The 23,757-nt window shown below is 68.8% G+C and carries 21 protein-coding genes; 17 read left to right on the top strand and 4 right to left on the bottom strand.

Annotation, left to right across the window (positions count from 1 at the left end; genetic code table 11):
- Window positions 1-52: 52 nt before the first annotated feature.
- Together rdgB and rph are read right to left on the bottom strand one after the other, a co-directional pair.
- Complete coding sequence (gene rdgB / locus ACFFJB_RS13125) at window positions 53-730, bottom strand: RdgB/HAM1 family non-canonical purine NTP pyrophosphatase (protein ID WP_376831903.1); 678 nt, start codon at window positions 728-730, stop codon at window positions 53-55.
- Window positions 727-1,443, bottom strand: coding sequence for a ribonuclease PH (rph, locus tag ACFFJB_RS13120; protein WP_376831901.1), 717 nt, complete (start codon window positions 1,441-1,443; stop codon window positions 727-729). The genes rdgB and rph overlap by 4 nt, the downstream gene beginning before the upstream one ends.
- 207 nt (window positions 1,444-1,650) lie before the next feature.
- Between rph and hrcA the strand changes: the two genes are divergently transcribed.
- Entirely contained in the window at window positions 1,651-2,733 is a 1,083-nt protein-coding gene (gene hrcA / locus ACFFJB_RS13115; RefSeq protein WP_376831899.1) for a heat-inducible transcriptional repressor HrcA, read from the top strand.
- Window positions 2,734-2,767: 34 nt separating this feature from the next.
- On the opposite strand, the gene ACFFJB_RS13110 is transcribed toward hrcA, so the two are convergent.
- A complete protein-coding gene (locus ACFFJB_RS13110) occupies window positions 2,768-3,289 on the bottom strand; it encodes a GNAT family N-acetyltransferase (RefSeq protein WP_376831896.1) in 522 nt (173 codons plus the stop codon).
- Window positions 3,290-3,429: 140 nt separating this feature from the next.
- On the opposite strand from ACFFJB_RS13110, the gene ACFFJB_RS13105 reads away from it, so the two are divergent.
- Together ACFFJB_RS13105 and lepA are read left to right on the top strand one after the other, a co-directional pair.
- Window positions 3,430-4,236 carry an SDR family NAD(P)-dependent oxidoreductase gene (locus ACFFJB_RS13105; RefSeq protein WP_376831893.1) on the top strand — a complete coding sequence of 269 codons (807 nt, stop codon included), beginning with the start codon at window positions 3,430-3,432 and terminating at the stop codon, window positions 4,234-4,236.
- 342 nt (window positions 4,237-4,578) lie between these two features.
- Window positions 4,579-6,384 carry a translation elongation factor 4 gene (gene lepA / locus ACFFJB_RS13100; protein ID WP_376831891.1) on the top strand — a complete coding sequence of 602 codons (1,806 nt, stop codon included), beginning with the start codon at window positions 4,579-4,581 and terminating at the stop codon, window positions 6,382-6,384.
- A 76-nt stretch (window positions 6,385-6,460) separates the two neighbouring features.
- Here the strand turns inward: lepA and msrB are convergent, their stop codons facing one another.
- Complete coding sequence (msrB, locus tag ACFFJB_RS13095) at window positions 6,461-6,868, bottom strand: peptide-methionine (R)-S-oxide reductase MsrB (protein ID WP_376831889.1); 408 nt, start codon at window positions 6,866-6,868, stop codon at window positions 6,461-6,463.
- Window positions 6,869-7,093: 225 nt separating this feature from the next.
- On the opposite strand from msrB, the gene ACFFJB_RS13090 reads away from it, so the two are divergent.
- From ACFFJB_RS13090 to nusA, 14 genes are all read left to right on the top strand, one after another.
- Complete coding sequence (locus ACFFJB_RS13090; protein WP_376831886.1) at window positions 7,094-9,052, top strand: adenylate/guanylate cyclase domain-containing protein; 1,959 nt, start codon at window positions 7,094-7,096, stop codon at window positions 9,050-9,052.
- Window positions 9,053-9,187: 135 nt separating this feature from the next.
- Entirely contained in the window at window positions 9,188-11,146 is a 1,959-nt protein-coding gene (locus tag ACFFJB_RS13085; protein ID WP_376831884.1) for an adenylate/guanylate cyclase domain-containing protein, read from the top strand.
- Between the two features lie 210 nt (window positions 11,147-11,356).
- Complete coding sequence (locus tag ACFFJB_RS13080) at window positions 11,357-11,764, top strand: Fur family transcriptional regulator (protein ID WP_376832702.1); 408 nt, start codon at window positions 11,357-11,359, stop codon at window positions 11,762-11,764.
- 2 nt (window positions 11,765-11,766) lie between these two features.
- Complete coding sequence (locus ACFFJB_RS13075; protein WP_376831881.1) at window positions 11,767-12,546, top strand: lysophospholipid acyltransferase family protein; 780 nt, start codon at window positions 11,767-11,769, stop codon at window positions 12,544-12,546.
- A 190-nt stretch (window positions 12,547-12,736) separates the two neighbouring features.
- On the top strand, window positions 12,737-14,164 hold the full coding sequence (miaB, locus tag ACFFJB_RS13070; protein ID WP_376831879.1) for a tRNA (N6-isopentenyl adenosine(37)-C2)-methylthiotransferase MiaB: 1,428 nt from the start codon (window positions 12,737-12,739) through the stop codon (window positions 14,162-14,164).
- Window positions 14,154-15,257 carry a PhoH family protein gene (locus ACFFJB_RS13065; RefSeq protein ID WP_376831877.1) on the top strand — a complete coding sequence of 368 codons (1,104 nt, stop codon included), beginning with the start codon at window positions 14,154-14,156 and terminating at the stop codon, window positions 15,255-15,257. Before miaB ends, ACFFJB_RS13065 begins: the two co-directional genes overlap by 11 nt.
- Entirely contained in the window at window positions 15,254-15,778 is a 525-nt protein-coding gene (ybeY, locus tag ACFFJB_RS13060; protein ID WP_376831874.1) for an rRNA maturation RNase YbeY, read from the top strand. Before ACFFJB_RS13065 ends, ybeY begins: the two co-directional genes overlap by 4 nt.
- The gene (locus ACFFJB_RS13055; RefSeq protein WP_376831872.1) at window positions 15,775-16,758 is read left to right on the top strand and encodes a hemolysin family protein; all 984 of its coding nucleotides are present in this window, start codon (window positions 15,775-15,777) and stop codon (window positions 16,756-16,758) included. Before ybeY ends, ACFFJB_RS13055 begins: the two co-directional genes overlap by 4 nt.
- Complete coding sequence (gene lnt / locus ACFFJB_RS13050; protein ID WP_376831870.1) at window positions 16,758-18,395, top strand: apolipoprotein N-acyltransferase; 1,638 nt, start codon at window positions 16,758-16,760, stop codon at window positions 18,393-18,395. The genes ACFFJB_RS13055 and lnt overlap by 1 nt, the downstream gene beginning before the upstream one ends.
- Before the next feature lie 18 nt (window positions 18,396-18,413).
- Complete coding sequence (locus ACFFJB_RS13045; RefSeq protein ID WP_376831867.1) at window positions 18,414-18,851, top strand: helix-turn-helix domain-containing protein; 438 nt, start codon at window positions 18,414-18,416, stop codon at window positions 18,849-18,851.
- 79 nt (window positions 18,852-18,930) lie between these two features.
- Window positions 18,931-20,106, top strand: a complete 1,176-nt coding sequence (gene metK, locus ACFFJB_RS13040) for a methionine adenosyltransferase (protein WP_376831865.1) — start codon at window positions 18,931-18,933, stop codon at window positions 20,104-20,106.
- Between the two features lie 231 nt (window positions 20,107-20,337).
- Window positions 20,338-21,036 carry a tRNA (guanine(46)-N(7))-methyltransferase TrmB gene (gene trmB, locus ACFFJB_RS13035; protein ID WP_376831863.1) on the top strand — a complete coding sequence of 233 codons (699 nt, stop codon included), beginning with the start codon at window positions 20,338-20,340 and terminating at the stop codon, window positions 21,034-21,036.
- A 195-nt stretch (window positions 21,037-21,231) separates the two neighbouring features.
- On the top strand, window positions 21,232-21,873 hold the full coding sequence (gene rimP / locus ACFFJB_RS13030; protein ID WP_376831861.1) for a ribosome maturation factor RimP: 642 nt from the start codon (window positions 21,232-21,234) through the stop codon (window positions 21,871-21,873).
- Window positions 21,874-22,056: 183 nt separating this feature from the next.
- Window positions 22,057-23,667, top strand: coding sequence for a transcription termination factor NusA (nusA, locus tag ACFFJB_RS13025; RefSeq protein ID WP_376831859.1), 1,611 nt, complete (start codon window positions 22,057-22,059; stop codon window positions 23,665-23,667).
- Window positions 23,668-23,757 lie beyond the last annotated feature (90 nt).

The following is a 23,757-nucleotide window of genomic DNA, read 5'->3' as shown; positions in this document are numbered from 1 at the left end:
TCAGGACGTCGAACGGACAGGAAAGAAGGGCCCGGACAATCCGGGTCCTTTGTCATGCCTCGCCCTGTTGCAGCAGCGCCCGGGCGAGGAGCACGAACGCCCGCGCGCGGTGGGAGAGCCCCCCCGGACCGCCGCTGCGCGCGTCCTCCCAGTCCACGCCGTGCTTCTCCTGAGACGACATTTCGCCAAAGGTGCGCGCGTGCCCGTCGGGCCGGAAGACCGGATCGTAGCCAAAGCCGCGGTCCCCGCGCGGCGGCCACACCAGATCGCCGAACACCCGCCCCTCGAACAGGGCTTCGTGGCCGTCCGGCCAGGCCACCGCCAGGGCCGAGACAAAATGCGCCCGGCGCCGGCTTTCAGGTCCGTGTCCGCGCATGACGAGCTCGTCGTTGATGCGGGACATGGCGGCGACGAAATTCTTGTCCGGACCGCCCCAGCGCGCCGAGAAAATGCCAGGCGCGCCGTCGAGCGCCTCGACGCAGATGCCGGAATCATCGGCGAGCGCGGGCAGGCCGGACGCCCGGGCCGCCGCCCGGGCCTTGATGGCGGCGTTCTCGGCGAAGGTCGTTCCGGTTTCATCCGGCTCGGCCAGGCCAAGCTCTCCGGCGGACACGGCCTCGACGCCGAACGGCGCCAGCAGCTCGCGCATCTCCGCCAGCTTGCCGGGATTATGGGTGGCGATCACCACCCTGCCGGACAGGCGGCGCGCCGCCTCACTGGCTCCGCTCATTTGCCAATCGCCTCTTTCTGCAGGGCCACCAGCCGGGCGGCGCCGTGACGGGCCAGACGCAGCAGCTCGAACAGCTCCTCGTCGGTGAACGGCTTGCCCTCGGCCGTGCCCTGAATTTCAACGATGCCGCCGGAGCCGGTGAGAACGAAGTTGGCGTCGGTCTCGGCGGTTGAGTCCTCGGCGTAATCGAGGTCAAGCACCGGCACGCCCTGGTGCACGCCGCAGGACACTGCCGCCACATGGTCCTTCAGCGGCTGGGTGTTGATGATGGAGCGGGCGCGCATCCACTCGATGCAGTCATGCAGCGCGACCCAGGCGCCGGTGATCGAGGCGGTGCGGGTGCCGCCGTCCGCCTGCAGCACGTCGCAGTCGATGGAGATCTGCCGCTCGCCCAGCGCCGGCAGGTCCACCACCGCCCGCAGGGAACGCCCGATCAGGCGCTGGATTTCCTGGGTGCGGCCGGACGGCTTGCCGGCGTTCACCTCGCGGCGGGTGCGCTCCATCGTGGCGCGCGGCAGCATGGAGTATTCGGCGGTGACCCAGCCGCGCCCCTGACCGCGCAGCCAGGCCGGAGCGCGATCCTCGAGCGAGGCGGTGCAAAAGACGTGGGTGTCGCCAAAGCGCACGAGGCACGAGCCTTCGGCGTAACGGGCCACGCCGCGCTTCAGCGTCACCTTGCGCATTTCATCGGGGGCGCGTTTCGAAGGCCGCATGTAACGTTCCTGACTTCCAAGTTTGAATGACCGGTTTTCTATACCCGCTGGCCGCCCCCACCGTAAGGGGCGGCTGGCCTGTCCACGCGCCGGCCGGCGCGCCCCGCCCCCGCTGGCGAATGCGGCCTGTCCCCGCTAAATTGTGGGAAAAGCGAGGGATCCATGCGCGCCAGCCGCAGGTATGGTTTCACGAGGAGCCGGGAAGAATTGGGGACTTTTCAGAACAGGGGACCGCGCCCCGCGGCGCATGCAACCCTGAATGAGCGGTCTCGCGAGATTTTCCGCCAGATCGTCGAAAACTACCTCGCCACAGGCGAGCCGGTGGGATCGCGCAATCTCGCCCGCGTACTGCCCATGCACCTGTCCCCGGCGTCGATCCGCAACGTCATGTCGGATCTGGAGCACGCCGGGCTGATCTACGCGCCCCATACCTCCGCCGGCCGCCTGCCGACGGAGACAGGCCTGCGTTTTTTCGTGGACGCCGTGCTGGAGGTCGGCCATGTGGCCGACGAGGAGCGCGAGCGCATCGAACTGGAGATGCGCGCCGCCTCCAGCGACCGCTCCGTGGAGGCGATTCTCGCCCAGGCGACCCAGGTGCTGTCCGGCCTGTCGCGCGGCGCCGGCGTGGTGCTGACCACCAAGGTCAACGCCCGCCTGCGGCAGATCGAGTTCGTCCGGCTCGGCCCGCGGCGCGGCCTCGTCGTGCTGGTCAGCGACGACGGCAATGTGGAGAACCGCCTGCTGGACCTGCCGGAAGACCTGCCCTCGTCGGCGCTGGTGGAGGCGGCCAACTTTCTCAACGCTCGCATCCGCGGCCGCACCCTGGCCGAGCTCAGACGCGACGTCGCCAGCCAGCGCGCCGCCATCCAGCGCGAGCTGGACGCCATCACCGCGCGCCTGGTAGAGGCGGGGCTGGCGGTGGCGGGCGGCTCGGGCGAGACCAGACAGCTGATCGTGCGCGGCCAGGCCAACCTGCTGGAGGACGTGACCGTCGGCGAAGATCTGGAGCGCATGCGGCTGCTGTTCGCCGACCTCGAAACGCAGAAGGACGTCATCGACCTTCTCTCCCGCGCTGAAGAGGGCGACGGGGTGCGGATTTACATCGGCTCGGAGAACAAGCTGTTCTCGCTGTCGGGCTCATCCACCATCGCCGCCCCGTTCCGCGACGCGGAGGAGCGCATCATCGGCGTGGTCGGGGTCATCGGACCGACGCGCCTCAATTACTCGCGCATCATTCCGATGGTGGACTACACGGCGAAAGTCGTGTCGGAACTGTTCAGGCAGCGCTAGGCGCGCCCGGCCGGCGGCGCGGACGAAACGCCGCTCAGCGGCTGCCGTCGAGAATTTTCTGCATCAGCAGCAGGTCGATCCAGCGGCCGAACTTGCGGCCGACCTCCGGCATCAGCCCCACGCGCACGAATCCGAACGCCTCGTGCAGGCGGATCGACGCCTCATTGTCGGCGGTGATGGCCCCGACCATGACATGCTTGCCGCAGGCGCGCGCCGCCTCAACCAGCGGCTCCATGAGGGCCCGGCCCACGCCCCGGCGATGAAAACGCGGCGCGACGTAGACCGAGTGCTCCACGGTCGCCGCATAGCCGTCGAAATGCCGGAAATCGCCAAAGCTGGCGTAGCCGGCGACGGCGCCGTCCACTTCCGCCACGAGGAACGGATAGCCGCGGGCGCGCCGGTCCGCCATCATCGCCAGCCGGTTCTCGAGCGTCACCGGAGTTTCCGTCCAGACCGACGTGGTTTCAAGCACCGCCCAGTTGAAGATGTCGAGGATCGCCGGCGCGTCCCGGTCCGAAGCCGGGCGGACGATGACCATCTGCCTGTCCTGGGCCATGGCTGCTGTCTCCTCCTGCTCCGGCCGCAGGCTCCGGCGCGGCGGCTCGCGGCGAAAACCGCTTGAGCCCGCCGGCGCGGACGTGCACACCGGAATGCGGATTGCTGGCGGCGCCAGCAGATAACACCGCGGGAGGAAACATGAACAGTCTCTTTTCCCTGGAGGGGCGCGTGGCGCTGGTGACCGGCGGCTCGCGCGGCATTGGCAAAATGATTGCGCGCGGCTTCATCGCGGGCGGCGCCAAGGTTTACATCAGCGCGCGCAAGGCCGCCGCCTGCGAAGCCGCCGCGGCGGAGCTCTCCGCCTCCGGCGGCGAATGCATCGCCCTGCCGGCCGACATCTCCACCGTGGATGGCGCAAAGGCCCTCGCCGCCGGGATCATGCGGCGGGAGGAGCGGCTCGACATCCTCGTCAACAACGCCGGCGCGGCCTGGGCGGCGGAGTTCGACGCCTTCCCGGAGAACGGCTGGGACAAGGTGATGAACCTGAACGTGAAGTCGCCGTTCTTCCTCACCCAGGCGCTGGCGGGCCATCTGCGCCGCTCCGGCGCCAGCGGGCGACCGGCCAAGGTGATCAACATCGCCTCCATCGACGGCATATTCCTCAATCCGCTGGAGACCTACTCCTACGCCGCCTCCAAGGCCGCCCTCATCCATCTCACCCGCCGCCTGGCGGCGCGGCTCATCGCCGACAACATTGTGGTGAGCGCCATCGCCCCCGGCCCGTTCAGCTCGGACATGAACATCGCCGCGCGCGATGAGGCCGAGGCGGTCGCCAGACGGGTGCCCGCGGGCCGCATCGGCCATGACGACGACATGGCCGGCGCCGCGATCTATCTGGCCTCGCGCGCCGGCGACTATGTGGTGGGGGCGACGCTCACCGTCGACGGCGGCGTGGCCTTCGCCAAGCCCGGATTTGAGGGCGACAGCTGGGCCGAGCGCGGATGAGGCCGCCCCGGGGAGGGGCGGGATGATCCGGCGGCTGCGCCTGACGCAGCGCCAGCGCGGAAGACCTGACGGGACGGCCAGCCGCCCGCTCCCCTCCTCCTGGCGGGCCCTGGCGGCGCCGGCGACCATCCGTTCGCGCCGCCGGAGCCCGCAGCCGCGCGCCGGACGGGCGCTCACGACGGCGCGCCCCCCATGTCTCCCGCGCCTTGCGGCGCGCATGTTGCGCGGATCCTGGCGCAGACTTGGCGAAGCTCCCGGACGCTGCTATTGCCCTGCGAGGTTCCGAGCAGTGTCCCCTTCCGCCGGCGCTTCTGTTCGCCGCGGCAGCCGCCCAGAGAGAAGATGGCGCCCCATCCCATTGACAACATTCGCAACTTCTCAATCGTTGCGCATATCGACCACGGCAAGTCCACGCTGGCGGACCGGCTGATCCAGGCCACCGGCGCGGTGTCCGAGCGCGACCTGGGCGAGCAGATGCTCGACTCCATGGACATCGAGAAAGAGCGCGGCATCACCATCAAGGCGCAGACCGTCCGTCTGGAATACCGGGCGAAGGACGGCAAGACTTACATCCTGAACCTGATGGACACGCCCGGTCACGTGGACTTCGCCTATGAGGTCTCGCGGTCGCTGGCGGCCTGCGAGGGCTCGATCCTCGTCGTGGACGCCTCCCAGGGCGTGGAGGCGCAGACCCTCGCCAACGTGTACCAGGCGCTGGACGCCAACCACGAGATCGTTCCGGTCCTGAACAAGATCGACCTGCCGGCCGCCGAGCCGGAGCGGGTGAAGGAGCAGATCGAGGACGTGATTGGCCTCGACGCCTCGGAAGCGATCCCGGTCTCGGCCAAGACCGGCCTCGGCATCCCCGACGTGCTCGAAGCCATCGTGCAGAAGCTGCCGCCGCCGGAGGGCGACGAAACCGCGCCGCTCAAGGCCATGCTGGTGGACAGCTGGTACGACTCCTACCTCGGCGTGGTGGTGCTGGTGCGCATTGTCGACGGCGTGCTGAAGAAAGGCATGACCATCCGCATGATGGGCTCCGGAGCGACCTATGGCGTCGACAGGGTCGGCGTGTTCCGGCCCAAGATGCAGGACGTGGCCGAACTCGGCCCGGGCGAGGTGGGCTTTTTCACCGGCTCGATCAAGGAAGTGGCCGACACGCGCGTCGGCGACACCATCACCGACGACCGGTGCCCGACCGCCGAGCCGCTGCCGGGCTTCAAGCCGGCGCAGCCGGTGGTGTTCTGCGGCCTGTTCCCGGTGGACGCGGCCGATTTCGAAGACCTGCGCTCGGCCATGGGCAAGCTGCGGCTCAATGACGCCAGCTTCACCTATGAGATGGAGACCTCGGCGGCGCTGGGCTTCGGCTTCCGCTGCGGCTTCCTTGGCCTGCTGCACCTTGAGATCATCCAGGAGCGGCTGGAGCGCGAGTTCAACCTTGACCTCATCTCCACGGCCCCCTCCGTGGTGTACCGGCTGAACATGAAAGACGGGACGCAGATCGAGCTGCACAACCCCGCCGACATGCCGGACGTGGTGAAGATCGAGAGCATCGAGGAGCCGTGGATCCGCGCCACCATCATGACGCCGGACGATTATCTCGGCTCCATCATCAAGCTGTGCCAGGACCGGCGTGGCGAACAGGTGGAGCTGAGCTACGTCGGCAAGCGGGCCATGGTGGTCTATGACCTGCCGCTCAACGAGGTGGTGTTCGACTTCTACGACCGCCTGAAGTCCGTGTCCAAGGGCTACGCCTCCTTCGACTATTCGGTCACCGGCTACCGCGAGGGCGACCTGGTGAAAATGTCGATCCTCGTCAATGGCGAGCCGGTCGACGCGCTCGCCATGCTGGTGCACCGCGCCCGCGCCGAAACGCGCGGCCGCGCCATGTGCGAGAAGCTGAAGGACCTGATCCCGCAGCACCTGTTCCAGATTCCGGTCCAGGCGGCGATCGGCGGCCGCATCATCGCCCGCGAAACCATCCGCGCCCTGCGCAAGGACGTGACCGCCAAGTGCTACGGCGGCGACGCCACCCGCAAGCGCAAGCTGCTGGAGCGGCAGAAGGAGGGCAAGAAGCGCATGCGCCAGTTCGGCAAGGTGGAGATCCCGCAGGAGGCGTTCATCGCCGCCCTCAAGATGGACGACTGACGCCGCGCCGCCGGCCGGGCCGCAAAAATCCGGGGCGCTTCCGCGGGAAGCGCCCCTTTTTCACGTCCGCCCCGGCTCAGTCCGGGACGAAAATGGTGGCGACGCCGTTGATGCAGTAACGCAGCCCCGTGGGCGGCGGACCGTCAGGAAACACGTGCCCGAGGTGGCCTCCGCACTGGCTGCAGTGCACCTCGGTGCGGATCATGCCGTAGCTGCGGTCCTCGCTGGTCTCGATGGCGCCTGGCTCGGGGCTGTCGAAGCTCGGCCAGCCCGTTCCGCTGTCAAATTTTTTTGCGGATGAGAACAATTTTTGGCCGCATCCCGCGCAGACAAAGGTTCCGGGTCGGGTTTCATGCAATAACGCGCAACTGCCTGGCCGTTCGGTGCCATGACCACGCAACACCGCATACTGCTCCGGCGTCAGGCGACGGCGCCATTCCTCTTCGGTATAGGAAACGGGATATGTTTTGCCCGCGCGACTCATGAGCTGTCACTCCCTGTCGACGCATCCCGGCCCTGACAGGGCCGGCGGCGTCAGGCGCCGTATTGTGTAGCCGGCCGGCCGCCAGCGCAACGCCAGCCGGGCGTCGCCGTCCGGACGCCCCGGCGGAGCGCCCGGCGCGGGGCGGGCAGGCATAACCCGCCAGTCTTCCCAGACCTCATCTCGTGGAATTGCATGAGCGCCACCGGACATACGCAGAGCGGGCCCATGGCGGCCCCCAGCCCGTTCCGGCGCCGGCTCGCCGTGATCATGGCGGCGGACGTCGCCGGTTACTCGCGCCTGCTCGCCACGGATGAGGAAGAGGCGCTGGCGCTGTTTCACGACTGCCGCCGGCTGTTCGAGGCGGAGGTGACGCGTTTCGGCGGCCGCGTCTTCAACACCGCCGGCGACGCCATCATGTCGGAGTTCACGTCGTCCGTTGAAGCGGTGCGGGCGGCCATGGCCATCCAGCGCGCCCTCGAGGCGCTCAACGCCGGCTACCCGGTCCAGCGACGGATATTGTTCCGCATCGGCATATCGGTCGGCGACGTCGTGGAGGACGGCGACGACCTGCTCGGCAACGGCGTCAACATCGCCTCACGGCTGGAAGGGATCGCGCGCCCCGGCGGGATCTGCGTGTCGCGCGGAGTATATGACACCGTCATGGGGAAAATTTCCGCCCGGTTCCGGGAACTGGGGCCGACGCCGCTGAAAAACATCCCGCATCCGGTCGAGGCGTTCGCCATCATCCCCGACGGCGAAGACAGCCAGGAGAACAGCCAGGAGAACGGCGCCCGCGCCGCCGCCACGCCGGCGGCGGGCGAAGCCCGCGCGCAGCGCAATCCCGCCCGCATGCGGGCGCGGCGGTGGCGCCGTCATGGTCTTTCCGGCCCGCCGCGCCCGCCGCTGTTCCGGGGACGCCTGTGGCGGCGACTGACGCAGATTCTGCTGGTCACCATCGCGATCTCGCTCGCCGTGCCGACCATCCGGCTCGTGCGCCAGCAGCTGGAGATTCAGCTCGGGCTGCGTCCGGCCACGTCCCGGCTCACGGCGCCGCCGCAGGCGGGGCCAGCGGACCGCAACGCGGCGGCCAGGGCCGCCTATGAGCGGGGCCGGCTGCTGGAAAGCCAGGGCCGTGCGGACTCGGCGAGCGTGGCCTACACGGAAGCCGCGCGCGCCGGCTACGTTGATCCGCCGGTACGCCTTGCCGCGCTCATTCGCGCGCGCGACGGCGCCGACGCGGCGCGCGAAGCGCTGGCGGACCTCGCGGCCATGACGAAGGACCAGGCGGCGCGCATGGTTTACCTCCAGCAGCTGGGCGCGGCCGAGCGCATTCCGCGCCTGCAGCGGATGACTGAAGAAGCGCCGGACTTCGCCCCGGCCTGGTTCGCGTTCGCCATGGCGCTGGATGACGGCCGGAGCATGCCGCCGACGCTGGCGCGGATGCAGGCCGGGAAACATGCGCTGGAGGCGTTTCTGGACAGGGTCCGTCGCGGCGCCGCCAGACGTTATTTTCTCGACGACGGCCTTCTCAATGAGTGGACCGCGCGCGCGGAGGCGCGCCTCAGCGAGCTGGACGCCGCGCTGGCGGGACGAAACGTCCGCCCGGCGCTGACCTTCGCGCCGTCCGCCCGCGGCCTCACGGTCACGGTGACGCTGCCGGAAGACGCCACGGACGTGCGCTATCGCGTGGGCGATCACGGAAATTACACGCGCGCCGATCCGGGCGCCGCCAGCGGCGCCGGCGTCCGCAGCGCCAGCTTCACCCTGCCTGCCCCGGCCGGCAGGATCGCCCTGCAGGTGACATATACGGACGTGAACGGAATCACCGCCGGGCCGTTCGATTACAGTTTTGATCCCGAGGCGCACGCCAGGACGAAGGAGCGCGCGGTGCTGCTCGCCACCTCGGGCTCGTGGGTCACCTGGGCCACGGACCGCGACGAGCTGTTCTTCCCCTATCTGCTGTCGCATCGCTGCGCCATTCGCAGCGCCAGCGTCGGCTTTGACGGCGCGCCCCCGGAAACCGCCCTGCCGCTGCCAAAGGAAGGCTGCGACAAGGGATCGCCGCCCCCGGCCGGCGCCCAGAACAGCATACCGGTTCCCCACGACGCCCGGAGCGTCACCGTCCGCCTCGTGCTCGCCAATGGCGACGCCGCGCCGGACGTCACCATCGCCCGTGAGCCATGACCGCACCATAATGGTTTATTCAGTCAATATCTGGCGCTAGAACCTGTCGCCATAGCGTTGCGCGCCCCGCCGTCACCCGGACGAAGGAGCGCGCGTCCGGACCGCCGCCAGGCGTCGCCAAACCAGTGCAGCGGCATGGCCAGAAATTCTTCCGCTCCCCGTTTCAGCCTCCAGATGGTCGTGACGGTCACCTTCGCGGCGATCATCGTGCTCATTGTCGGCGGCCTGTCGTGGCTGAACCACAGGAGCATGGCGCATCTGGCGCACAATGAAGCGCTGGCGCGGTTCCGCGATCTCTCCCGGCAGATCCGGGACGAAGCCAATGACCAGCTGGCCACAGCCCATATTTTCCTGAAAACCATCACCGACACGGCGACGCCGGACCAGCCCGACATCGCGGCCGGGGAGCTGCTGCTGGGGCTGCAGCGCAGCCTGCAACAGACCGCGCCGGCGGTGCTCGCCCTGCTGTGCGGCTTTCCCGACGGCTCCCTGGTGATGAGCCAGCGGATCACGCATCACATCGCCGGCGCGCCGGCGGGCGCCGCCTACCGCATTCTGGTGACCCGTCCGGACCCGGCCAGCGGCCGGTTCGTGCGCACCGGGGTCTATGTCGACGCCAGGGGAAACGTGCTTGGCCCCACGCCCCGGGAAATCACCGACTATGACGTGCGCACCCGCCCCTGGTACCAGCAGGCGGTGAAAACCAGCGCTCCGGTGACGCCGCCGCCCTACCGCTTCGCCACCACCTCGGAAATGGGCGTCACGCTCGCGCAGCAGGCCGAGGCCGCGCCGGGGGTCGTCTACGGCATCGACGTGCTGCTGTCAGATCTCGACGACGTGCTGGCGCGCATGAAGACCCACGCCCGTCAGGAGCTGGTGCTGTTCACCGCCGCCGGCGAGCTCGCCGCCCACCCCACCGGACGCCGCCAGCGCGCCGGCGACGCGCCCACCGGCCCCAACGGGCTGCCGCTGATGGACCAGCTTGGTTCGCCGCTGCTGCGCGCGATCCACGCGGCGTGGCGCCAGTCCCCGACGCCGGGCGACCGCTTCGTTTCCGTCAACGGCGATCCCTACGTCGCCCATTTTGATCCGGCCATGTCCGGGACGCAGTTGGTGACGGCCATCGCCATGCCGCAGTCGGCGATCATGGGACCGGCCAATGACATGGCGCGGCGCAGCGTGGCGCTCGGCCTGCTCGCCCTGGCGATCGCCATGCCCGCGGTCTATTTCGCGTCCCGCAGCATCACCCGTCCGCTCAAGGCCCTCGCCGCCACCGTGCGGCACATCATCTCGTTCCGGGGCATTCCCGCGCCGCCGCCACCGTCCCGCATCGCCGAAATCCACGAGCTGTCCGGGGCCGTCACCGGCCTTGAGCTGGCGATGAAGAACTTCATGCGCTACGTGCCGCGCCAGATCGTGCGCAGCATCGTCGCCGAGGGCGTCCAGCCCACCCTGGGCGGCGTGCGGCAGTCGGCCACGGTGGTTTTCACGGACATCGCCAATTTCACTGGTCTCGCGGAGAAACTCGATCCGGAGGCGCTGATGCAGATCCTGTCGCGCTATTTCGCCGCGATCGGCGGAGCGCTGGCCGACTCCGGCGCCACCATCGACAAGTTTATCGGCGACGGCGTGATGGCCTTCTGGAACGCCCCGGAGCCGCAGCCGGACCACGTGGCGCGGGCATGCCATGGCGTGCTCGACGCCGCTGAACGGCTGCGCCGGCTGAACGAGACGTTCCGCGCGGAGGGCCTGCCGGAACTGCATACCCGCTTCGGCGTCCACACCGGCGAAGCGGTGATCGGTCATGTCGGCTCCTATGACCGGATCAACTATACGGTGCTGGGCCATACGGTGAACGTCGCCTCCCGGCTCGAGGCGCTGAACAAGGAGTTCGGCACCTCCATCCTCGTCACTGAAGCGGTGCGGGACGCCGCCGGCGGCGGCTTCATTTTCCGCAGGGTGGGCGAAACCTCGGTGCGCGGGGCAAGCAGCCGCATCACCGTGTACGAGCTGTGCGGGGAAACCCGCGATGCGACCGGAAACAGTGAGGAAAACCGGGAAAAACGGGCGGAAGAGCCGGCGGACGCCGACTGAGCGGACGGCCCTGCTTGCCTCGGCCGCCTCCAGGACGGTAAATCCTTGCGGAGCATGCATTGACGCCCTGTCCTGGAGGATGGCGCCGCGGGCGGCGGCCTGCTGGCGGGACGACGCAGGGAGAATTACGTGGCTCAGTTGCAGCAGGGCAGGTCCCAGCGTTCACGCGTTTCTGACATTGAGCTTGCCTGCCGGGACCATGGCCTGCGCATGACAGGCCAGCGGCGCACCATCGCCCGCGTGCTGGCGGAGATGGACGACCATCCGGACGCCGAGGAGCTGCACCGCCGCGCCGCCGAAATCGACCCGCGCATTTCGCTGTCGACGGTTTATCGCACAGTGCGGCTGCTCGAGGAGGCGGGCATTCTCGCGCGGCACGAATTCGGCGACGGCCGCGCCCGCTACGAGCGGGCCACGCGCAGGCACCACGACCATCTGATCGACGTGCGCACCGGCGCGGTCATCGAGTTCCATTCGGAAGAAATCGAGCGCCTGCAAACCATCATCGCGCGCGAGCTGGGCTACCGGCTGGTGCGGCATCGACTGGAGCTGTATGGCGTTCCGCTTGACGACAGCGATCCTGTCGACGGGGCGGACGCCGCCGACAAGTCTGGCTGACGATGGGGAACCTGCGCGCCGGCCGCCGCATCGCGGCGCTCACCGCCATCACGCTGGCTGGCGTTCCCGTGCAGTGGCTGGCGCTGCGCCTTGGCCTGCGCCCGGTCTATCGCGCGCTGCCGGTGCTGTTTCACCGGCTCGTCTGCCGCATCATCGGCGTCCGGGTGCAGGTGCGCGGCGAACCGCCCGGGGAGGGCGGCGCGCTGCTGGTCTCGAACCACATCTCGTGGGTGGACATCACCGCCATTTCCAGCGTGACGCCGCTCTCGTTCATCGCCAAGTCGGAAGTGGCGGGCTGGCCGGTATTCGGCCTGTTCGCGCGCCTGCAACGCTCCATTTTCATCGACCGCTCACGGCGGACGGCGACCGCAGAGGTCAATGCGACCATCGCGCAGCGCCTGGCGGACGGCGACGCGATGGTGCTGTTCGCCGAGGGCACCACCGGCGAAGGCCTGCGGGTTCTGCCGTTCCGTTCGGCGCTGGTCGGCGCGGTGACGGCCCTGGCCGGCGACCGGCCGGTCCGGCTGCAACCCATGAGCATCTGTTACGTCCGCCGCACCGGCCTGCCGGTGGGGCGCCGGCTGCTGCCGCTCATCGCCTGGTACGGCGACATGGACCTGGCGCCGCATCTGATGGAGCTGCTGCGCAGCGGCCATGTGTGGGAAGCGGTCATCAGCTTTGGCGAACCGCTTGATCCGGCGCTGCCCCGCAAGGTGGCGACGCGCGAGGCCGAAACATTCGCGCGTGAATCCATCCGCCGGGCCAGGCGGGATGCGGCATGACGCCGTGACGGTCGCGCCACATTGCGGCGCCATCCGTCGCGGAAATGGAGTAGGGTGGCGCGCTGGCCGGGCGGCCCGGCGCGCCTTTCCCCGATTGCGGGCGGACGGCGCGCGGCGGCGACGCCCATTGCATCGCCCTGGCGCGACAGGCCCGGGCCCAACCGGAAGTGGTCTGACCAACGTGAAAAACGTGAAAAAGGTTCACGTCAAATCATATGGCTGCCAGATGAACGTCTACGACGCCGAGCGCATGGCGGACGTTCTGGCCGCGCAGGGCTATGAGGAGACGCCCAGCGTCGACGACGCCGATCTGGTCATCCTCAACACATGCCATATCCGCGAGAAAGCCGCCGAGAAGGTGTATTCCGAGCTTGGCCGGATCCGCGAGAACAAGGCCGTCCGCGCCCGGCAGGGCCTTGAGACGCGGGTCGTGGTGGCCGGCTGCGTCGCCCAGGCGGAAGGCGCCGAAATCATGCGCCGGGCGCCGGTGGTGGACGTGGTGGTCGGCCCGCAGAGCTATCACCGCCTGCCGGAGCTGCTCGCCGCCAGGAACCGCGACGCGGCGATCGACATCGAATTTCCCGTCGAGGACAAGTTCCGCGCCCTGCCCGCGCGGCGCAACGGCGCGGAAGGCCGCAACGTCTCGGCGTTCCTCACCATCCAGGAAGGATGCGACAAGTTCTGCACGTTCTGCGTGGTGCCCTACACGCGCGGCGCCGAGACGTCGCGGCCGGTGGCGGCGCTGCTGGAGGAGGCGAAACGCCTCGTTGGCCTCGGGGTGAAGGAGCTCACCCTGCTTGGCCAGAACGTCAACGCCTGGCACGGCGAAGGTCCGGACGGCAAGACCTGGAGCCTGGGACGCCTGCTGCGCCGTCTCGCCGACATCGACGGCGTGGAGCGGCTGCGCTACACGACCAGCCATCCACGCGACATGGACGACGAGCTGATCGCCGCCCACCGCGACGTGCCGCAGCTGATGCCCTACCTGCATCTGCCAGTGCAGGCCGGCTCCGACCGCATCCTGGCGGCGATGAACCGCAGGCACACGGCGGACGACTACCGGCGGATCATCGACCGGGTGCGCGCCGCCCGCCCGGACATCGCGCTCTCCTCGGATTTCATCGTCGGCTTCCCGGGAGAAACGGACGCCGATTTCGCCGAGACCATGCGCCTGGTGAACGACGTCCGCTTCGCCAGCGCCTTCTCCTTCAAGTACAGCGCGCGTCCGGGAACGCCGGCCGCCGATCGCGAGGACCAGCTGCCGGAGGACGTGAAGTCGGCGCGCCTCGCCGAGCTGCAGGCGGCGCTGGAGCGCGACCGCATTGCGTTCAACCAGGCCATGACCGGGCGGGTCATCGAGGTGCTCGTGGACCGCAAGGGCCGCGCCGCCGGGCAGATGGCGGGCAAGTCGCCCTATCTCCAGGGCGTGCACTTCGAGGCACCGGAAGCGATCTTCGGCGCAGTCGCCGTCGTGGAGGTTCTGGAGGCGACGGCCGGCAGTCTGCGTGCGCGTTATCTCGGCGTAAAGGGCGCCTCCGCGTTGGGCGGCGGCGCTTTTCATCAGGCGTCCGCGGCGCCATATTCAGGGGCGGCGCAAGGAATTGCGAATGCAACGTGACGACGACGCCCCGTTCTCCTCTTCAAGACGCGACTGGAGCAGCTCCAGACCGGCGGGGCGGTCCGGCCTGCCCCTGAAATCCCGGACGTCACAACCGGAGATCATCGTCACGCTGGACGATAACCGTCTGGCCGGGCTGGTGTTCGGGCAGTTCGACCAGCATCTGGCGCATATCGAGCGGCGGCTGAACGTCATCGCCAACGCCCGCGGCAACAAGGTGGCGCTGTCAGGCGAGGCCGCGCCCGCCGCCCGCAAGGTCATACTCGCGCTCTATGAGCGGGCGCGCGCTGGCGAGATGATAACGCCCGGCGACATCGACGGCGTCATTCAGGAGGTGGCGTTGCAGGGCAATCTGTTCGGCGCCGACGACGGCGCCGCTCCCGCCCACTTTCGCCAGGTGATCACCCGCAAGCGCGGCGTGCGCGCCCGCAACGCCGCGCAGGACGACTATCTGCGCGCCCTGCAGGACAACGAGCTGGTGATCGCCGAAGGTCCGGCGGGCACCGGCAAGACGTGGCTCGCCGTGGGCCACGCCGTCTCCCAGCTCGAGCAGGGCGCGGTTGAGCGCATCATCCTGTCGCGCCCGGCGGTGGAGGCCGGCGAGCGCCTCGGCTTCCTCCCCGGCGACATGCGCGAGAAGATCGATCCCTATCTCAGGCCGGTCTATGACGCGCTCTATGACTTCATGGACGCGCGCACGGTGGAGCGCGGTCTCGCGACCGGCATGATCGAGATCGCTCCCCTCGCCTTCATGCGCGGCCGCACGCTCTCGCGTGCGGCGATCCTGCTCGACGAGGCGCAGAACTGCACCACCATGCAGATGAAGATGTTCCTGACGCGGCTCGGCGAAGGATCGCGCATGATCGTCACCGGCGATCCCTCGCAGATCGACCTGCCGCCCGGCCAGCAGTCGGGACTGGTGCAGGCGTCGCGCATCCTGCGCGAGGTCGAGGGCGTCGGGCATGTCCGCTTCTCGGAAGGGGACGTGGTGCGTCACGACCTGGTGCGGCGCATCGTGGCCGCCTATGAGGAAGACGCCCGCGCCCAGGCGGCCCGGCGCGCGGACGAGCATGTTTCCGGAACCCCAGAATGACCCCGCGCCCTGAAATTGACGTCGTAAGCGAAAGCCCCCTGTGGGACGGGCTGCCGGACGCCGCGGCGCTGGCCGGGCGCGCGGCCCTCGCCGCCGTGGCCGGCACCGGCGTGCCGGTGATGGACGGCGCCGAAATCTCCATCCTGCTGGCGGACGACGCCACGCTGCGCGAGCTGAACCGCACGTGGCGCGACAGGGACAGGCCCACCAACGTGCTGTCATGGCCGGCGGCGGAGCGGGAGGCGCTGGCGACGTCCCCGGTGTGCGGCGACATCGCCATTTCCTGGGAGACGCTTGCGCGCGAGGCCGGTGAAGAAGGAAAATCCGTCGCCGACCATTTCACCCATCTGGTCGTGCACGGCGTGCTCCACCTTCTGGGCTACGATCACGAGACCGACGAAGAAGCCGAAGAAATGGAAGGACTGGAGGTGCAGATCCTGGCGGGTCTCGGCGTGGCGGATCCCTATGCGACGGTCGCCGGACCTGGCGATGACCCGTCCCGGAGGGCGGAGCGAGCATGAACGAGGACCGAAGTTCACATTCCGGACGATCCTCTCACGGAGCGGCGAAACACGACGCGCCGCGCTGGTATGAACGGCTGCTGGCCCTCGGCCGCCACCGCGGCGGCTCCGTCCGCGACGAGCTGGAAGACGTTCTGGAGCATAGCGCGCCGACCGGCGAATTCTCCCCGACTGAACGGGCGCTGTTGCGCAACGTGCTGGCGCTTAACGAAATGCGCGTTGAGGACGCGATGGTGCCGCGCGCCGACATCGTCGCCATTCGCGAGGACGCCAGCCTCGCCGACGCGCTGGCCCTGTTCCGCTCGGCCGGCCACTCCCGTCTGCCCGTATACGGCGAGTCGCTGGATGACCCGCGCGGCATGGTCCATATCCGCGACTTTCTCGATTACCTCGCCAGCTGCACGCCGCATGACGGCGGCGAAGCGCCGGCCTTCGCGGCCATCGATCTTTCGGTCTCGCTGAAGGACGCCAACCTGCTGCGGCCGGTGCTTTACGTGCCGCCGTCCATGCCCGCCGCCGACCTGCTGGCCCGCATGCAGTCCAGCCGCACGCACATGGCGCTGGTCATTGACGAGTATGGCGGCACCGACGGCCTCGTCTCCATGGAGGACGTCGTCGAGCTGATCGTGGGCGACATCGAGGACGAGCACGATTTCCATGCAGGGCCGATGATCGCGGCCGGCGAGAACGGCGCCGTGGAGGCCAACGCGCGCGCCAGCCTTGAGGAGATCTCGCGCGCCCTCGGCGTGCCGCTGGCGGAGTCGGAATTCGCCGACGAAATTGACACGCTCGGCGGTCTGGTCGCGCATATGGCGGGACGGATACCGGCTGCCGGCGAATTCATCGAAGGCCCCTTTGACCTCGTGTTCGAGGTGCTGGAGGCTGATCCGCGGCGCCTGAAGCGCATACGCATTCACCGGAACGCCGGCGCGGGCCATTCCGCCGGCGTGAGCGGCCCAGACGTCGCCGACCGTCCGTAATGGCTCCGCTTGCGCATCGACTGGCGGCGGCGCCCGCCTGGTTACGCCGGGCGATCGCCTGCCTCGCCGGCGCGACGGGCGCGCTCGCCTTGCCTCCCCTGGGCCTCTTTCCAGCCCTTGTCGTGGCCATGACCGTCGCCGTATGGCTGCTTGACGCCGAGCGCCTTCGGCGCGCGGGGGCAGGCATGCTTCGCCCCTCCCTCATCACCGGCTGGTGGTTCGGGTTCGGCTATTTCGTCGCCGGCCTGTGGTGGCTCGGCGCCGCGTTTCTGGTCGAAGCGGACGAATTCGCCTGGGCGCTGCCGCTGGGCGTCATCGGCCTGCCCGCGCTGCTGGCCCTGTTCCCGGCGGCGGGCTTCGCTCTCGCCGGCTGGCTCTGGCGGCCGTATCCCGGGCGCATTCTGGCTTTCGCCGGCGCGCTCGGCCTGTGTGACTACCTGCGCGGCGTCCTGTTCACCGGCTTCCCGTGGAACACCTGGGGCATGGCGCTCGGCGCCCATCTGCCGACGGCCCAGATCGCCTCCGTCGTCGGCCTGTACGGCCTCGGGGTGCTCGCCGTCGCCATCGCCGCCGCTCCTGCCGCCCTGGACATCGACTGGCGCGCCGCCGCGCGTCGCGCCCGGACCTGCGCCCTGCTGCCCCCCCTGCTCGCCGCCGCGACGCTGGCTGCGCTTTTCATCTATGGCGAAATGCGCATTCCCGCCGGCCCCGCCGCCACGGTTTCCGGGGTGAAGCTGCGCGTGGCGCAGCCGGGAATTACCCAGGACACCGCGGTGTTCAACTGGGAGAACCGCGAGAAGATCCTGAACCATTACGTGCGGCTGACGGAAGGCGCAGGCGTCGCCCCGCTGGCGACCTCCGGCGTCACCCATGTCTTCTGGCCCGAATCCGCCTTCCCGTTTCTTCTGGCCGATTCGCCTGACGCCCTGCGGGTCATCGGCGACATGCTGCCGCCAGGCGCCGTGCTGGTGACCGGGGCCGCGCGCGGCGAGGGGAACACGCCAGGCGGCCGGCCGGAGCGCTATTACAATTCCATGCAGGTGGTGGATCACGCCGGCCGCATCGTCGATTTCTACGACAAGTCGCGGCTGGTGCCCTTCGGCGAGTATCTGCCTTTCGGCGGCGTGCTTGACGCGCTTGGCCTGCGCCAGTTCGTGCACGTGCCGGGCGGCTTCACCGCCGGGCGCCCCGGCGGCGGCCTTACCGTGCCGGGATTGCCGCCCGTGACGCCCCTCATCTGCTACGAAGCGATTTTCCCCGGCCACGGCGCTCCGCGCCGGCGCGAGGGCGTCATCGTCAACGTCACCAACGACGGCTGGTTCGGCGACACGCCCGGTCCCTGGCAACACTTCGCCCAGGCGCGGTTACGGGCCATCGAAAGCGGCCTGCCGCTGATTCGGGCGGCCAACACCGGCATTTCAGCGGTTCTGGATCCGTGGGGCAGGACCGTCGCCATGCTCCCGCCCGGCGAGACGGGTTTTATTGATTCCGCCTTGCCTCAAGCAATCTCAACAACGATATACACAAGGCTCGGCAATTTTTTCTTCGCCTTTCTGCTGATTTTCTGCTTTTCTTTATCTGCGCCGTCCCTCAAACTTGGGGGCCGCCGCCATGGTCGTCAGGACGTGCGTTCGTGACTCCAACGGAGACAGACGGTGAGCAAGGCCCGCAATCCCATTGACCAGTACGTAGGCAGCCGGGTTCGCATGCGGCGAATGCTGGCCGGGATCAGCCAGGAGAAACTTGGCGAAGCGCTCGGCGTTACTTTCCAGCAGATCCAGAAATACGAAAAAGGCGCCAACCGCATCGGCGCCAGCCGGCTGCACCAGATCGCCCAGGTGCTGGGCGTTCCCGTGTCGTTTTTCTATGATGGCATGACGGCCGCCCCGCAGACCGGCGAAGGCTTCGCCGAGGGCGTCACGTCAGACAACGTCAGCCAGTTTCTGGCCACCGCCGAGGGGCTGCACCTCAACCGGTGTTTCGTGCGCATCAGCGACGCGCGCATTCGCCGCAAGATCGTGGCCCTGGTTGAAACAATCGCCAACGCCCAGCCGCAGACGGGCGCGCCGGCGCATGGACAGGAACGGTTCTGATCCTTCCGTCTCTGGCCCTTGACGACGTGAAGACAGTAACCTACCCAAGCCTGCGTGCGAATTTCGTCTGGAGGCCCGGGTGTCGCGTCTGAACTACCTTTTCACAAGTGAATCCGTGTCCGAAGGTCATCCGGACAAGGTTTGTGACCGCATTTCCGATACCATCGTCGACGCCTTTCTGGCGGAGGCGCCGGAGGCTCGCGTGGCGTGCGAGACTCTCGCCACCACCAACCGCGTCGTCATCGCCGGCGAAACCCGTGGCCCGGCCACGCTGACCCACGAGTACCTCGCCCATCTCGCCCGCATGGCCATCCGCGACATCGGCTACGAGCAGGATGGCTTCCACTGGGAGAAGGCGCAGATCGACGTTCTGCTGCATGGCCAGTCCCAGGACATCGCCATGGGCGTGGACGCCCGCGACAACAAGGACGAGGGCGCCGGCGACCAGGGCATCATGTTCGGTTACGCCTGCCGGGAAACGCCGGAGCTGATGCCGGCCCCGATCTATTACGCCCACAAGATCCTGCAGCGCCTGTCGCAGGCCCGCCGCTCCGGTGAATCAGGCGTGCTTGGTCCGGACGCCAAGAGCCAGGTCACCGTCCGGTATGAGAACGGCAGGCCGGTGGGCGTCACCGAGATCGTCGTCTCGACCCAGCACATGGACGAGAGCCTCACCTCGCACGACGTGCGGGCGATCATCGAGCCCTACGTCCGCGAGTCGCTTCCCGGGGGCTGGATCACCGACCAGACGATCTGGCACGTCAATCCCACCGGCAAGTTCGTCATCGGCGGTCCGGACGGCGACTGCGGCCTCACCGGCCGCAAGATCATCGTCGACACCTATGGCGGCGCGGCGCCCCACGGCGGCGGCGCCTTCTCCGGCAAGGATCCCACCAAGGTGGACCGTTCGGCCGCCTACGCCGCGCGTTACCTCGCCAAGAACGTGGTGGCGGCGGGTCTCGCGGATCGCTGCACCATCCAGCTCTCTTACGCCATCGGCGTGTCGCGGCCGCTGTCGCTGTACGTCGACCTGCACGGCACCGGGCAGGCGGATGAAGCCAGGCTGGAAAAAGTGCTGCTGGAGGTGATGGACCTGACGCCGCGCGGCATCCGCCAGCATCTGGCGCTTAACCGGCCGATTTACGCCCGCACCGCCGCTTATGGCCATTTCGGCCGCCCGCCGGAGGCGGACGGCGGCTTCTCCTGGGAAAAGACCGACCTCGCCGAGACCATCCGCGAGGCGGTCGCCGGCTGACCAGAACGGGGCCATCCCTGAATCGCGACGCCGCCTCAGCCGGGGCGGCGTTTGCTTTCGGCGCAACGGCGCGCGGCGACGGCGCCCTCACGGGCCCCGCGCGAAGGCCCCGGGACGGCGGCCTCGACAAGGGCGCGCGACGTTGCGTTCACCGCCTGGGTCCCTTCGCCCGGGCGCCTGCCCTGAACGGCGTTTCGTCCTGTTCAGGGAATGCTTCACTGCGGATTTCAGATGGCTACGGAACAGTATCGCTCCGGATCGTTTTACGGGCGCAGGAAGGGGCATCCGCTGCGCGGGCATCAGGCGCGCCTGATGGAAGAGACGCTGCCGCGCCTGCGCGTCGCGCCCGGCCCGGTGACCGACGTCAACAGCCTGTTCGCGGGCAAGGTCCGCGAGGTCTGGCTGGAAATCGGCTTTGGCGGCGGCGAGCACCTGCTGCACCAGATGCAGCGCAACCCGGAGGTTGGCTTCATCGGCTGCGAGCCGTTCATCAACGGCATGGCCAAGCTGCTGGCCGGCGATCCGGATCCGTCCCGGCTGGCGCTCCATGACGCCGACGCGGCGGAACTGTTGCCGCGATTGCCCGCGGCGTCGATCAGCCGCGCCTTCATCCTGTACCCGGACCCGTGGCCGAAGCGCCGGCAACGCAAGCGGCGCATCATTTCCCCGGCGAACGTCGCCAGCCTGGCGCGCGCCCTGAAGCCGGGAGCCGAATTCCGCTTCGCCACGGACATCGACGATTACGCCGCATGGACGCTGGCGCGCGTGCTCGCCTCCGGCTATTTCGACTGGCCGGCGGAGAAGGCCGACGACTGGCGCCTGCCCTGGCCCGACTGGCGCACGACCCGCTACGAGCAGAAGGCGTTCCGTGAAGGGCGCGCGCCCAGCTACCTGACCTTCATCCGCAACGCCGCGCCCGTGGCTGAATGAGGAGCGGCCGGCGCGCTTGCAATGGCCTGCCGCCGGGTCTATCTATGGGTCATTCCATCATTCCAGAACGGTCCGGAAACGGACCGAACCGGAGAGTGGGCTCCAGCCGGGGTCCGCTCTTTTTTGTCTTAGCCGGAGCCTGCTGGCCCGCCCGACGGCGGGAGCAAACCTCCGGCGCAGGTGAGGTCGGGCGACATGACCGATGTTTCGGACAGGCGGGTCATCACGGAAACTGGCGTCGCGGCGCGCGTCGCTGCGATCGTCGAGCCGGTGATCGAGGACCTGGGTTACGTCCTCGTCCGCGTCAGGGTGACCGGTCTTAACGGCTGCACGGTCCAGATCATGGCCGAGCGTCCGGACGGCACGATGAGCGTCGACGACTGCGAGATCATCAGCCGCGCCGTTTCCCCGGCCCTGGACGTGGATGATCCGATCGACCGGGCCTATCACCTGGAGATCTCGTCGCCAGGCATCGACCGCCCCCTCGTGCGGGTGTCAGACTTCCAGCGCTGGGCGGATCATGAGGCGCGCATCGAGCTCAACGCCCTCGTCGCCGGGCGCCGCAAGTATCGCGGCGTGCTGCGGGGGTTGGACGACGGTCACGTCCTGCTGGAGCGGCCGGACGCCCCGCCGGCGGAGGAGCGTCTGGCGCGCCTGCCGCTGGCGGACATCCAGGAAGCCCGTCTCGTGCTGACCGACGCGGTGATTGAAGAAGCGCTGCGTCGCGACCGGGCCGCGCGGATGGCGCGCGGCGAAAGCGATGACGGGGACCTGGCGGATGAGGACGCGCCGGTTCCGCCGGAGGACCGGCCGCCGCCCCGCCGGCGGCGGCACTGACGCCATTTTCCTGCCGGAGGCTGACCCGTTCAGACCGCCGCGGGAGCTGGACGCGACGCGGTTTCCGCCGCGGCGCTTCACCTGCAAACCTGGCGCGGGCCAGAGATGGCCGCCCGAAAGATGTCAAACCTGCCAGCGCTTCCGCCCCTGGCTGTCGTGACAACGGTTCAAAAGGAGAGGCTCATGGCCATCAGCGCCAACAGGCTTGAACTGCTGCAGATCGCAGATGCAGTGGCCCGCGAGAAGGCGATCGACCGGCAGATCGTGCTCGCCGCCATGGAGGACGCGATCCAGAAGGCGGCGCGCTCCCGTTATGGCAGCGAGACCGAGATCCGGGCGGAGATCAATCCGAAGACGGGCGAAATCCGCCTCTCCCGCCTGCTGCTGGTCACCGACCAGGTGGAGAACGACGCCATCCATATCTCCCTGCCGGACGCGCAGAAGCGCAATCCGGCGGCGCAGATCGGCGACTACATCGCCGAAACGCTCCCGCCCTTTGATTTCGGCCGCATCGCCGCCCAGTCCGCCAAACAGGTGATCGTGCAGAAAGTGCGTGAGGCCGAGCGCGACCGCCAGTACGAGGAGTTCAAGGACCGCATTGGCGAAATCGTCAACGGCCTCGTCAAGCGCGTCGAATACGGCAATGTGGTCGTCGATCTCGGCCGCACGGAAGGCATCATCCGCCGCGACGAGCTGATTCCGCGCGAAACCTTCCGCCCCGGCGACCGCGTGCGCGCCTATGTGTACGACGTCCGCCGCGAAACCCGCGGCCCGCAGATCTTCCTGTCGCGCACCCATCCGCAGTTCATGGCGAAGCTGTTCGCCGCCGAGGTTCCGGAGATTTACGACGGCATCGTCGAGATCAAGGCCGTGGCCCGCGATCCGGGCTCGCGCGCCAAGATCGCCGTCACCTCGCGCGACAGCTCGATCGACCCTGTCGGCGCCTGCGTCGGCATGCGCGGCTCGCGCGTCCAGGCGGTCGTCGCCGAGCTCCAGGGCGAGAAGATCGACATCATTCCGTGGTCCCTGGACAACGCCACCTTCATCGTCAACGCCCTGCAGCCGGCCGAGGTGGTCAAGGTCGTGCTGGACGAGGAGAGCGAGCGCATCGAGGTGGTGGTGCCGGACGACCAGCTGTCGCTGGCCATCGGCCGCCGCGGCCAGAACGTCCGCCTCGCCTCGCAGCTGACCGGCTGGGACATCGACATCATGACCGAGGCGGAGGAGTCCGAGCGCCGGCAGAAGGAGTTCACCGAGCGCACCGCCCTGTTCATGGAAGCGCTGGACGTCGACGAAGTGGTCGGCCAGCTGCTGGCGTCCGAGGGCTTCAGCTCGGTTGAGGAGCTGGCGGTCGTCGATCTCAGCGAACTGTCGTCCATCGAGGGCTTCGACGAAGACACCGCCCAGGAGATCCAGACCCGCGCCCAGGAATATCTCGACCGGCTGGAGCAGGAGCGCGACCAGCGTCGCATCGAGCTCGGCGTCTCGGACGAGCTGCGCGAGATCGACGGCGTCACCACCGCCATGCTGGTGGCGTTCGGCGAAAACGGCATCCTGACGGTGGAGGATCTGGCCGGAGCGATTCCGGACGACCTGTGCGGCTGGGCCGAGCGCAAGGACGGCGAGGTGATCCGCCACAAGGGCGCGCTCGACGGGCTCGACGTCTCGCGGGTGGAGGCGGAGAACATGATCATGGCCGCGCGCGTGCGCGCCGGCTGGATCGAGCCCGAGCCGGAAGAGGACGAGCCGGCTGACGGCGAAGGCGCGGACGAAACCGCCCCGGACGCCGGCTGATCCGCGGCGCGTTCCGGCGGAGCCGGGCCGGGCCCGGATCCGCCGTCCCGGCGCATCCCGGGGCGCGGCGCGCCCCGCAACGACCTGATC

This window comes from Camelimonas abortus (assembly GCF_042432745.1).
Lineage (GTDB): Bacteria > Pseudomonadota > Alphaproteobacteria > Rhizobiales > Beijerinckiaceae > Camelimonas > Camelimonas abortus.
The sequence above is the reverse complement of the archived record's forward strand: the minus strand, read 5'-3'. Positions and strand labels throughout refer to the sequence as shown.